Origin of the sequence: Rheinheimera sp. MM224 (assembly GCF_947090785.1) — a bacterium.
GTDB lineage: Bacteria > Pseudomonadota > Gammaproteobacteria > Enterobacterales > Alteromonadaceae > Pararheinheimera.
In genome coordinates this window covers 3,055,302-3,067,466 of record NZ_OX352320.1, presented here as the reverse complement: position 1 = coordinate 3,067,466, position 12,165 = coordinate 3,055,302, and the positions used below count along the sequence as shown (strand labels likewise).

The following is a 12,165-nucleotide window of genomic DNA, read 5'->3' as shown; positions in this document are numbered from 1 at the left end:
GCCCTGCATCTTTACAATCTAAGCGGGCAGCTCCCTAATAGTTTCACGCTACCATCTTCGTTTAATTGCTCCAGTTGCACATTAAAGCCCCACAACCGGTGCACATGCTTCAGTACCTGCTGGAAATTGTCTGACAGCGGAATACGCTGATTCGGAATAAATCGTAAGGTTAGGCTACGATCCCCTGTGATATCCGCACTGTACACCTGAATATTGGGTTCAATATTGCTTAAGTTATACTGAGCTGACAAGGTCTGGCGGATTTGCTGGTAGCCTTCAGCGTTATGGATAGCGGCCACTTCCAATGTGCTTTCTTTGTCATCGTCTGTAATGGCGAATAAATGAAAGTCCCGGATAATTTTGGGTGATAAATACTGGCTGATAAAACTCTCATCTTTAAAGTTTTGCATGGCAAAATGCAAAGTTTCCAACCAGTCTGAGCCTGCAATATCCGGAAACCATTCTTTGTCTTCTTCGGTTGGGTGCTCGCAAATACGGCGCAAGTCGGTAAACATGGCATAGCCCAGCGCATAAGGGTTAATACCTGAATAATATTTGCTGTGGTATTCAGGTTGAAACACTACATTGGTGTGGTTATGCAGCACTTCCAGAATAAACTTGTCGGTGACTAAGTTCTCCTGATACATATGCTGCAATATGGTGTAGTGCCAGAAGGTTGCCCAGCCTTCATTCATGACTTGTGTTTGTTTTTGCGGGTAAAAATACTGCGAAATTTTCCGTACTATACGCACTACCTCACGTTGCCAGGGTTTGAGCAGTGGGGCATTTTTTTCAATAAAGTACAAAATGTTTTCCTGTGGTTCAGATGGAAAACGGTACTCATGCTCTGCAGATAAATCGCCTTTATTCGGAATGGTTTTCCACAGCTGATTCACCTGTGACTGTAGATAAGCTTCACGGTCTTTCTGGCGTTTTTGCTCTTCGTCCATCGAGATTTTTTGTGGTCTTTTGTATCTGTCGACACCGTAATTCATCAGCGCATGGCAAGAATCCAGCATATCTTCCACTTCACTGATACCGTATTTTTCTTCACAGTGACTTAAATACTGTTTGGCGAACACCAGATAATCGATAATGGACGACGCATCAGTCCAGGTACGAAATAAGTAATTGTTTTTAAAAAAAGAGTTATGACCATAACAGGCATGCGCCATCACCAGCGCCTGCATTGTCATAGTGTTTTCTTCCATCAGATACGCAATACAAGGATTGGAGTTAATCACAATCTCATACGCCAGCCCCATAAAACCACGTTTGTAGTTCTGTTCGGTTTGGATAAATTTTTTGCCGTACGACCAGTGGTTATAACCAATAGGCATGCCGACACTGGAATAAGCGTCCATCATTTGTTCGGCGGTAATAACCTCAATCTGGTTGGGGTAGGTGTCCAGCTTATAGAGTTTGGCAACCCGTTCAATTTCTGCCTGATACTGGCCTAATAATTCAAAGCTCCAGTCCGGGCCGTCGGATAAAGGTTGTTTTTGTTCAACAGAAGACATAAGCAACTCCCTGAAGTCAGTAGCTAAGCGGCCTGTTTTTTGAAAAGTTCGCGAAATACAGGATAGATGTCTGCTACTTGCCGTATCGGCTGAATGGCAAAGTTATCAAAACTTTGCTGCAATTTTTCGTACTCCAGCCACAGGCTTTGGTGGGGCCGTGGGGTAATTTCGATATAGGCGTAATAACGCACAAAAGGCAATATCTGCTGCGCCAATAAATCGGCACATTGCGGACTGTCATCAGCCCAGTTATCGCCGTCTGAGGCTTGCGCTGCGTAGATATTCCACTCGGCCGGGTTATACCTGTCTTTGACAATATCAGCCATCATTTTGAGTGCACTGGACACTATAGTGCCGCCTGTTTCCTGCGAGTAAAAAAACTCTTGTTCGTCGACTTCCTTCGCTTGTGTATGGTGGCGGATATACACCACTTCGACATTTTTATAGCTGCGGCTTAAAAACATATAGAGCAGGATATAAAAACGTTTGGCCATGTCTTTCGTCGCCTGATCCATTGAACCCGATACATCCATCAGGCAAAACATCACCGCCTTACTAGTAGGTTCAGGGCGCTTCTGAAAATTGCGAAAGCGTAAATCAAAGCTGTCGATAAAAGGTACTGCGCCTATGCGTTTTTCAAGCAGCTCAATTTGTTCGCGCAGTGCCATTAGTTGATGCTGATCCGGCACTGGTTCTGCTTCGACTAAGGCTAATTTTGCCTCCAGTTCATGCAATTCGCGTTTTTTACCGGCCGTCATAGCGACACGACGGGCTAGAGAGCCTTGTAAGGATCGCACTATATCTATATTGGTGGGCACGCCTTCAGAGCGAAAACCAGCCCGCACATTTTTGTACTGCACCAGCTTATCCAACTGATTTTTTTTCAGATTGGGCAGTTCTAAATCTTCAAATAATAAATCCAGGTATTCGTCTTTGGAAATCGAAAATACAAATTCGTCTTCGCCTTCACCATCTGCACTGGCATCGCCTTGACCTGAACCACCTCCTTGTCCACCTTGAGGTCGTTTGATTTTATCGCCAGGGCTGAATTGGTCATTACCCGGGTGTACACGTGCTCTGTGGCCGCCCTGACCCTGATGGAAAAAAGGTTCGGTAATGTCTTTGCCGGGAATAGAGACTTTTTCACCGTTGTTGATATCAGTGACACTGCGTTTGCTGATGGCATCGGACACAGCTTGTTTAATTTGCTGCTTGTAGCGGCGAATAAAGCGCTGTCGGTTGACAGCACTTTTGTTTTTGCCATTTAAGCGTCGGTCAATAAAATGCGCCATACAACCTCCAAGGCTCTGACCTTACTGCGATTTGCGAACCCGTAAATACCACTCGCTGAGTAAGCGCACTTGTTTACGGGTATAGCCTTTCTCCATCATCCGGTCGACAAAATCATCATGTTTTTTCTGATCGTCTGTGGAGGTTTTGGCATTAAAGGAAATCACAGGCAACAGCTCTTCGGTGCTGGAGAACATCTTTTTCTCTATCACAGTGCGAAGTTTTTCATAGCTGGTCCAGGTTGGGTTTTTGCCATTATTTTTGGCTTTGGCCCGCAGCACAAAATTGACGATTTCATTGCGGAAATCTTTTGGATTGCTGATCCCTGCAGGCTTTTCAATTTTCTCAAGCTCAGCATTCAGCGCAGCTCTGTCAAATAGCTGACCGGTTTCCGGGTCACGGTATTCCTGATCCTGGATCCAGAAGTCAGCATAAATGACATAACGGTCAAAAATATTCTGGCCATATTCAGAGTAAGACTCTAAATAGGCAGTCTGAATTTCTTTGCCGATAAACTCTATGTATTTCGGAATTAAATAGCCTTTTAAATGCTCCAGATAACGCTCTGACACATCGGACGGGAATTGCTCCCGTTCTATTTGCTGTTCCAGCACATAAAACAAATGCACAGGGTTAGCGGCCACTTCGGTGGAGTCAAAGTTAAAAACACGGGATAAAATTTTGAAAGCAAAACGGGTGGATAAACCCGACATTCCTTCATCCACACCAGCGTAATCACGGTACTCCTGATAAGACTTAGCTTTAGGGTCTGTATCTTTTAAGCTTTCGCCGTCATAAACCCGCATTTTGGAATACAAACTGGAGTTCTCCGGCGCTTTTAAACGCGACAATACGGCGAACTGTGCCAGAGAAGTTAAGGTCGCAGGAGAGCAAGGTGCGACTTTTAATTCACTGTGCTCCAGCAGTTTTTCGTAAATTTTGACTTCTTCAGACACCCGCAGGCAATAAGGCACTTTGACAATATAAACCCTGTCTAAAAAGGCCTCGTTGTTTTTGTTGTTGCGAAAGGTCTGCCATTCCGACTCGTTGCTGTGCGCCAGAATAATGCCTTCAAAGGGCAGAGCTGCCAGGCCTTCGGTGCCGTTGTAATTGCCTTCCTGAGTTGCAGTTAACAGTGGATGCAGCACTTTAATAGGTGCTTTAAACATCTCAACAAACTCCATCAGGCCCTGATTGGCGCGGCATAAGGCGCCTGAGTAGCTGTAGGCATCCGGGTCGTTTTGGGCAAAGTGCTCCAACTGACGGATATCCACTTTACCTACTAAAGACGCGATGTCCTGATTGTTTTCATCACCAGGCTCAGTTTTCGCAATACAGATTTGATCCAGAATCGAAGGGTATTTTTTTACCACTTTAAACTGGCTGATATCACCGTTGAATTCATGCAGGCGTTTACTGGCCCATGGCGACATAATGGTTTTCAGGTAACGTTTGGGAATGCCGTATTCCTGCTCCAGGATATTGCCATCTTCGTTGACATCAAACAGACACAAAGGGCTGTCGTAAACAGGTGAGCCTTTGATGTAATACACAGGAACCTGCTGCATCAGTGATTTTAGCTTTTCAGCTAAGGACGACTTACCGCCACCCACTGGGCCTAACAGGTATAAAATTTGTTTACGCTCTTCCAGGCCCTGAGCCGAGTGTTTCAGGTAGGAGACAATTTGCTCTATCGCATCTTCCATGCCATAAAACTCGGCAAAAGCCGGATAACGGCCAATGACGCGATTGGAAAACAGGCGGCTGAGTTTAGAGTCCTGTGCTGTGTCAATTAACTCAGGCTGACCTATGGCCATTAACAAACGCTCGGCAGCGCTTGCATAACAACTTTTGTCTTTTTTACAGAGCTCCAGATATTCCTGGATGCTGTATTCCTCTTCTTTGGCTGCTTCGTATCTAGATTTGTAGTGCTCAAAAATGCCCATAGTGCACCTCCGAAACTGGTCTGTGGGAACTGAATGCAAATAAAGCCACTGATGTAAGGTTAGACAGTAAAAAAGCGCTTCGCTCAACTAATTCACAGAAAAATATGAATTTTTTTTGTAGCGATGAGTGAACAGAACAGCAGAGTTGAGCCTGGATATAGTTTGGTTTTCAATTGGGGACAAATAAAAAGCCCGGCGAACCGGGCTTAAAGATTTACAGCAACAGCAAATTAAGCAGCGAAGTTTTTCGCAGCAAATTCCCAGTTGATTAATGCCCAGAAAGCATTTAAGTAAGTTGGACGTGCATTGCGGAAATCGATGTAGTAAGCATGTTCCCACAGATCCACAGTCATCAGTGCTGTCACTGAGCTATCAGTCAGTGGCGTGCCAGCGTTGCTGGTGTTGACGATATCTAAAGAACCGTCTGCTTTTTTCACTAACCAGGTCCAGCTTGAACCGAAGTTGTTGACGGCTTTGTCATTAAAAGCAGTCTGGAATGCAGCAAAAGAGCCCCACTGTGCAGTAATTGCAGCAGCTAAAGCGCCAGTTGGTTCACCGCCACCATTTGGTGATAAGCAGTTCCAGTAAAAGGTGTGGTTCCAAATCTGGGCTGCGTTGTTAAATACCGGACCCTGAGAAGTGCGGATGATATCTTCTAAAGACTTGCCTGCAAATTCAGTACCTTCAACTAATGAATTCAGCTTCACAACATAGGCGTTATGGTGTTTGCCATGGTGATAATCCAGAGTTTCAGGAGAGATGTGAGGTAATAATGCGTCTTTTGCGAAAGGTAATGCTGGTAATTCGAAAGCCATTGTAGTTCTCCGTAGGCGTTGTTTATGAAGTCTGCATCGCGTAGACTACAAAACCCGACTAAATTACTCAAGTTTTAGTCGTAAATTTCGTAGCCTGAACTCATTGCAATACAAGTGTCTGCTCCCCATATTCTTGGGGCATATTGTAAAAACTCAAGTGCGAAATGAACGAACAAAGCGTAAAATAAGACAAATTTTTAAACCCAGTAGTGCCAGAGGCTGAAGATGGAAACCATTGAGAAAATTAAACAACAGTTGGCTGATAACCCAATCATCCTTTTTATGAAAGGATCGCCAAAATTCCCGAGTTGCGGTTTTTCAGCTCAGGCGTCTCAAGCCCTGATTGCTTGTGGCCAACCTTTTGCGTTTGTCGACATCCTGCAAAACCCGGATATCCGTGCTGAGTTACCAAAATACGCCAACTGGCCTACTTTCCCACAGTTATGGGTTGAAGGTGAGTTGATTGGTGGTTGTGACATTATTCTGGAAATGTTCCAGCGTGGTGAATTACAGCCGCTCATTAATGAAACTGCAGCTAAGTACAATAGCGAAAGCGCTGAATAACTTGGCGTTTGAAGCAAAAAGGCAGCCCAGGCTGCCTTTTGTTTTTCTAAAGAGGAAAGTGGATTAAGCCGGGTCAGATTCCGTACTTTCTTCAGTTTCACAATCATCCATCAGCATAGGTGGCGGCCAACCCCCGAGTTGATGCCAGCGGTTGACTATGTAGCAAAACAGCTCAGCGGTACGTTCAGTGTCATACAAAGCGCTGTGCGCTTCTTTGTTGTCAAAATCAATACCTGCTTGTTTACAAGCTTTTGCCAGAACGGTCTGACCTAAAGCCAGGGCTGACAAAGTGGTGGTATCAAAAGACACAAAAGCGTGAAAAGGTGAGCGTTTTAATTTAATTCGATCAATAGCTGCATTTAAAAAGCCCTGATCAAAAGCAGCATTATGAGCGACTACGACAGCACGCTGGCAGTCGGCATCCTTCTGCGCTTTACGTACTGCACGGCAAATTTCAGTCAGGGCTTCCCGCTCTGAAACCGCGCCACGAAGCGGGTTGTAGGGGTCTATACCATTAAAAGCCAGGGAGCTTGCTTCCATGTTGGCACCCTCAAAAGGTTCAATATGAAAATGCAAAGTTTGGCTTGGAACAAGCATGCCTTTTTCGTCTATAGTCAACAAAGTTGCAGCGATTTCTAACAATGCATCTGTTTTTGCATTAAAGCCTGCGGTTTCTACGTCGATAACAACAGGGAAGTAGCCACGAAAACGTTGTGCTAACGGATGTAAAGCTTGAGTCATAAGACCTGTGTCCTGATAAGATTGGCAGGTATTATGCCAAATAAATTGCGAAGCGTCTTGTTTGAGTACCTTGTTTGTCCTGGTTGAAGTTGAAAAACAACGGGTGTTGAGATGAAAAAAGGGAAACCTATGCGATATAAGCTTTGGCTGGTGCTGTTTTTGCTTTCTGCCACTCAGGTAGAAGCAGGATTGCGTCAGTATTCGGCTACATTGGACCAGTCCACCTGGGCTTTAAAGCAAAATTCGCCTCTGTTGTGTGAATTGAGTCACCCTATTCCTCATTTTGGCGAAGCTTTTTTCAGAAGCATGGCCGGCAAAGAGCTGAATATGCAGTTCGAGCTGAATATGCTGCGTTTACCTGATCACTATGCTCTGGCAGAAGTGCTGTCAGTGCCACCGGTCTGGCGTCCGGGCGAGCAGGCGAAAGCCATTAGCAGCATGAAAATGCTGAAACAGTTTGATGGTGATTTAGGCAAAGCGGAAAGCTGGATTATGCTGACGGAGCTGGAACAAGGTTATAGCCCAACCTTTTATTTCTCCGATTGGTATAGCCCCTATGACAGAGTCAGTGTGTCTTTGAATCCTGTGCATTTTATCGAAGCGATGGATCAGTTTAGCCAGTGTGTCAGCGCCTTATTACCCTACACCTTTGACGATATTGCCTTTACCGTATTGACCTATGAATCGGGTGGCGATGAGCTGACCAAAGCCTCTAAAAAGCGTCTGGAGCAAATAGCTCAGTATTTAAAGTATGACCAGAGCATCGAGAGTATTGATATTCAGGCCTACAGTGATTCTTTTGGTGGTCGTTGGATGAACGAGCAGTTGTCGATAAAACGCGCTGAAGCCATCAAAACCAAACTGGTCAGTTTTGGTCTGGAAGAAACCAGAATACGCACTGAAGGTTTGGGAGAAAAACGTCATGTGGCTTCGAATGAAAGCTCATTAGGCCGCGCCAAAAACCGTCGTGTGGTGATTCAAATGGAAAAACCCTGATTATTCAGGGTTTTCTTTTCCACTGATTTAGCCTGCTGTCTTTAGTAACTTGTCGTAATAGCGGTCAAATTGTTTTAATACTGCCAAAATTTTATCTGCGGTAAAAGGCTTAACGATAAAAGAAGCAGCACCAGAAGCTATGCTGGTTTTAACATTATCCAAAGTGCTTACTCCGCTGACCATCACGACAAAACAATCGGGTTTTTGTTCTTTAAAACGCTTGAGTAACTCAAGGCCTGAGCCATCGGGCAATTCTATATCCAGAAACACTAAATCTGGATTCTGCTGGCTGAACGTTAGTAGAGCAGAAGATGCGTTATGTGCCTGGAAATAACTAAAAGCTTTGTATTTTAAGTTTTGTTGGGAAAACAATGCTGTCAGATTGTTGCGTAACAATTGTCGGTTGTAATCCAGATCGTCAACCAACAATATTTTTTGTTCCCGTACTTTTACTTTAGTTTGCATGCCTTGCACTGCTCCAGAAAATAGATGGCGCGCTCTGTCCTTTGTTCTGCAGGGATAGTCTTCCATTCATTTTGTAACTGATCGGCCAGTTGACTCAGAGCGACTAAATCAAAGCTGGCGGCACTGCCTTTAAGTTGATGCACAATGGCCATAAAATCAATCCAATTCTGCTGCTCTGCAAGTATGACCAGTTGCTGCAATAACTGTTTAGCATGAGCCAGATAAGCCTCTTTCAGCTCTTGGGGCAGTTCTAATTCTAATGAGGGAATAGCTTTAAACTTTGTCAGTTGCTGTTGTACTTCCTGCCATTGCAGTGGTTTTTTTAGCAAAACATCAAAACCTGTCTCTGTAACTTCTTCGGCAGACATGGCGATTATAGGCCTGTCGTAGCCTAACTGACGTAGCATTTGCATCGCACTGATCCCATCGAGCACAGGCATCTGAATATCCATAAAAATCAGGTCAAACTGGTAACTTAAAGCTTGCTGCACCGCAACATCGCCATTTTCCGCCCACACTACCTGATAGCCCGCACTTTCAGCCTGTAACTGAAACAGCTGAGCCAGTAGTGCATCATCTTCAGCAAAAAGTAAGTTCAATTGGATTGTTCCGCTGCGCTGTGGCGAAGATACCTTTGTATATCAATGCCATCCATTTGTAATGTCGTTAAAGGTAGCGGCTCTTTCGTAATCCTACAAGCCAAAACCTCAGCTAATAATGGCGCCCAGGTTAAACCTCGTGCGCCTAAAGCGCCAAAACGCCAAAGCTGCTTTTGCTGACCAAGCACAGGCATATGATCAGGTACAGTCGCACGTAAACCTGCTTTGGCAGACATCACTTCAACATCCTCAAACCAATCAGGTTGCCCCAATGTTTGGTTTACTAAATCGAGATTTTGTTGATTGTCTTCTGCCAGCACTTCACTGTGTCCGCTGCTGCGATCAAAGGTGGCTCCGACACTATGCATTTGCTGATGAGCAGGGGTGATATAACCCTGATGACAAACCACAGTTTTTAATGGTGTCATTGTCTGGCTTTGCAGATGACTGACCTGGCCACGAATTTGTCGAAGCGGAAAGGACTCCTGATAAGCAAGGCTATTTAATTGTGCGCCTGTGGCCAAAACCACTGTTGTTGCTTTCAAGGTCCCTGCTAAGGTCTTTAGTTCACAATAGTGCTCATGCTCTGTGATTTGATGCACCTGCGCATTGTAGATAATCTCTACGCCCTGGCTGCTCAGCCAATTCGCCATCTGCTGGCAATAGTCTTGAGGGCATAACCAGCCTGCAGTTGGGAAAAACAGTCCATCATAAGGCAATTCAAGCCCTGCGATTTGTGAAGCTTGCTCTTTGGTGACAGGACTAAACAAGCCACTTAAGACAAAAGCCTGCTGCTGGATTTTATGTTGACGCTTGGCAAGATTGTCGTTACAGGCCAGTGTTAATACGCCGCACCAATCAGCTACTACTGCTAATTTTCCCAGCCAGGTTGCATAAAACTGTCTGGCATATAAAAAGCTCTGGCAACTTAAAGAGGACATCAGATCGTAAGTCGCGTGCAGGTTAGGGTACACCGCGCCCTGACGGTTGTGAGATGCCCCCATACCTGCTTGTGCATCAGCACAGAGCAGTTGGACTTTTAATCCTTTTTGCCATAACGCAAAAGCAGCATTTATACCTGCGACACCAGCCCCTATCACTGTGATTTGGTCGGGCTGATCTGCAGTCAATTCGGCGGCCTGCTCTGCACTTGCAATTAACATTTCGCGTTTTTGGCCATGACCTTTGGTTTTCCTGGCAGAAAAACCGGCGTCATTTAAACCACGACGAACAAAACCTGCACAGGTAAAAGTAGAAGCCGTAGTGCCTCTGTGACTCAACCTGAACATCTGGTTAAATAAATTTTGTTGCCACATATCTGGGTTTTTACTGGGGGCAAAACCATCTAAAAACCAGACATCGACTTTGTTTTGCTCTGGTACTTGCGGCAGCAGTTCGTTGACATCACCCAACCACAAATCCAGTACCACAGTACCGTCATCAAAGGTCATTCGATGTGGGCCTGGCAAAGCCACAGGGTAGTTCTGTACTAATAAAGTGGTCAGTTCAGCCAGTTGGGGCCAGGCTGCTAAGGCTTTGGTTAAGTCTGCTTTACTGAAGGGATATTTTTCAAAACTGCTGAAATACAGACGCTGGCAGGTGGCGGAACTGGCTTTATATTGACGAAAGCGCAACCAGGTCAGAAGAAAATTCAGGCCAGTACCAAAACCAGTTTCCGCGATATGGAAAAATGGGCGTGGATGAGTAAACCAACGTTCAGGTAACTGATTTTTATGTAAAAACACATAATCGGTTTCGTCCAGGCCGCCATTGTCGGAAAAATAAATATCGCCAAACAGGTCGGAAACCGGTGTACCAGCGTCGTTATAGTGAACTTGAGCCTGTTGCAAGGAATCAAACCCTATCGAAAAAGAATGAGGTATTGTAACTTAGCCGCAATATAAATAGATAATAGTGTACAGCTGTGCGCTGAAAGCGGACCAGTTTCGAAAAGAAACTCCGTACAATGTGCCGCAATGATAAAAAGACATCCGATTTTTTGTTTGGAGCAAGCATGAAAAGAGCAGTGATCACAGGGTTAGGCATAGTATCCAGCATTGGTAACGATCAACAGCAAGTGCTGGAATCGTTAAAAGCCGGGCGCTCAGGCATTAAAGCGTCACAGGAATTTGCCGACATGGGCCTGAGATCTCAGGTCTGGGGTCAGATTGAAATTGATACCGCAGCGTTAATCGATCGCAAAGCTTTACGTTTTATGGGCGATGCAGCGGCTTATGCTTATATCTCTATGCAACAAGCTATTGATGACGCAGGATTAACCCCAGAGCAGGTGTCAAATTTCCGCACTGGTTTAGTGGTGGGTTCTGGCGGTGCTTCGTCTAAAACTCAGATTGAAGCTGCAGATACCTTACGTGAAAAAGGCGTGAAACGTGTTGGCCCTTATGCAGTGCCAAAAACCATGTCGAGCACCTGTTCAGCTTGTTTAGCTACTCCTTTTGAAATCAAAGGCGTGAACTATTCCATTAGTTCCGCCTGCGCTACCAGCGCCCATTGTATTGGTCATGCGGTAGAGCTTATTCAGTTAGGCAAACAGGACATTATTTTTGCTGGTGGTGGTGAAGAAGTGCACTGGACTTTAGCGATGGAGTTCGACGCTATGGGCGCTTTATCTACTAAATACAATGAAACGCCAGGACTGGCGTCCCGTACTTATGATGCCGACCGTGATGGTTTTGTCATCAGTGGTGGCGGCGGTATTCTGGTGATTGAAGAGCTGGAACATGCGCTGGCCCGTGGCGCTAAAATTTATGCTGAAATCGTTGGCTACGGCGCTACTTCAGATGGTTACGACATGGTGGCTCCAAGTGGTGAAGGTGCAGTACGTTGTATGGAAATGGCGATGAAAGACGTCAAAGGTCCAATCGACTACGTTAATACTCACGGTACCAGTACACCTGTCGGTGATGTCAAAGAATTAGGCGCTATCCAACAAGTCTTTGGTGGCAAATCTCCGGCCATCAGCGCAACTAAAGCTATGACAGGTCATGCCTTAGGTGCTGCCGGTGTGCATGAAGCTATTTATTCACTGTTGATGATGGAGCATAACTTTATTGCCCCTTCTATCAATATCGGCAACCTGGATGAAGCTGCTGCAGGCTTAAACATCGTAACTAAAGCCACAGAAGCTAAACTGACGACAGTGATGTCAAACAGCTTCGGTTTTGGTGGTACCAATGCCACCTTAGTAATGCAAAAATATCAGGGCTAA

At 45.2% G+C, this 12,165-nt stretch carries 11 protein-coding genes; 3 read left to right on the top strand and 8 right to left on the bottom strand.

What is annotated here, in order from left to right; all coding sequences use genetic code 11:
* Positions 1-11 precede the first annotated feature (11 nt).
* The 4 genes from OM978_RS14400 to OM978_RS14385 form a co-directional block, all read right to left on the bottom strand.
* The gene (locus tag OM978_RS14400; protein WP_264342910.1) at positions 12-1,520 is read right to left on the bottom strand and encodes a SpoVR family protein; all 1,509 of its coding nucleotides are present in this window, start codon (positions 1,518-1,520) and stop codon (positions 12-14) included.
* A 23-nt stretch (positions 1,521-1,543) separates the two neighbouring features.
* Positions 1,544-2,812, bottom strand: a complete 1,269-nt coding sequence (locus OM978_RS14395) for a YeaH/YhbH family protein (RefSeq protein WP_264342908.1) — start codon at positions 2,810-2,812, stop codon at positions 1,544-1,546.
* Between the two features lie 21 nt (positions 2,813-2,833).
* Positions 2,834-4,756 carry a PrkA family serine protein kinase gene (locus tag OM978_RS14390; RefSeq protein ID WP_264342907.1) on the bottom strand — a complete coding sequence of 641 codons (1,923 nt, stop codon included), beginning with the start codon at positions 4,754-4,756 and terminating at the stop codon, positions 2,834-2,836.
* Between the two features lie 230 nt (positions 4,757-4,986).
* Positions 4,987-5,571 carry a Fe-Mn family superoxide dismutase gene (locus tag OM978_RS14385; protein ID WP_233009457.1) on the bottom strand — a complete coding sequence of 195 codons (585 nt, stop codon included), beginning with the start codon at positions 5,569-5,571 and terminating at the stop codon, positions 4,987-4,989.
* Between the two features lie 225 nt (positions 5,572-5,796).
* Between OM978_RS14385 and OM978_RS14380 the strand changes: the two genes are divergently transcribed.
* A complete protein-coding gene (locus OM978_RS14380; RefSeq protein ID WP_264342905.1) occupies positions 5,797-6,135 on the top strand; it encodes a Grx4 family monothiol glutaredoxin in 339 nt (112 codons plus the stop codon).
* A 63-nt stretch (positions 6,136-6,198) separates the two neighbouring features.
* On the opposite strand, the gene rnt is transcribed toward OM978_RS14380, so the two are convergent.
* Positions 6,199-6,876, bottom strand: coding sequence for a ribonuclease T (gene rnt / locus OM978_RS14375; protein WP_264342904.1), 678 nt, complete (start codon positions 6,874-6,876; stop codon positions 6,199-6,201).
* Positions 6,877-7,005: 129 nt separating this feature from the next.
* Here rnt and OM978_RS14370 point away from each other — a divergent pair, with 129 nt between their 5' ends.
* Positions 7,006-7,872 carry a flagellar protein MotY gene (locus OM978_RS14370; RefSeq protein WP_264342903.1) on the top strand — a complete coding sequence of 289 codons (867 nt, stop codon included), beginning with the start codon at positions 7,006-7,008 and terminating at the stop codon, positions 7,870-7,872.
* 27 nt (positions 7,873-7,899) lie between these two features.
* Here OM978_RS14370 and OM978_RS14365 read toward each other — a convergent pair whose 3' ends face one another.
* The 3 genes from OM978_RS14365 to mnmC are packed head-to-tail and all read right to left on the bottom strand — an operon-like array spanning position 7,900 to position 10,786.
* On the bottom strand, positions 7,900-8,337 hold the full coding sequence (locus OM978_RS14365; RefSeq protein WP_264342902.1) for a response regulator: 438 nt from the start codon (positions 8,335-8,337) through the stop codon (positions 7,900-7,902).
* A complete protein-coding gene (locus OM978_RS14360) occupies positions 8,322-8,936 on the bottom strand; it encodes a response regulator (protein ID WP_264342901.1) in 615 nt (204 codons plus the stop codon). Before OM978_RS14360 ends, OM978_RS14365 begins: the two co-directional genes overlap by 16 nt.
* Entirely contained in the window at positions 8,933-10,786 is a 1,854-nt protein-coding gene (gene mnmC, locus OM978_RS14355; protein WP_264342900.1) for a bifunctional tRNA (5-methylaminomethyl-2-thiouridine)(34)-methyltransferase MnmD/FAD-dependent 5-carboxymethylaminomethyl-2-thiouridine(34) oxidoreductase MnmC, read from the bottom strand. The genes OM978_RS14360 and mnmC overlap by 4 nt, the downstream gene beginning before the upstream one ends.
* Before the next feature lie 164 nt (positions 10,787-10,950).
* Between mnmC and fabB the strand changes: the two genes are divergently transcribed.
* A complete protein-coding gene (fabB, locus tag OM978_RS14350; RefSeq protein ID WP_264342899.1) occupies positions 10,951-12,165 on the top strand; it encodes a beta-ketoacyl-ACP synthase I in 1,215 nt (404 codons plus the stop codon).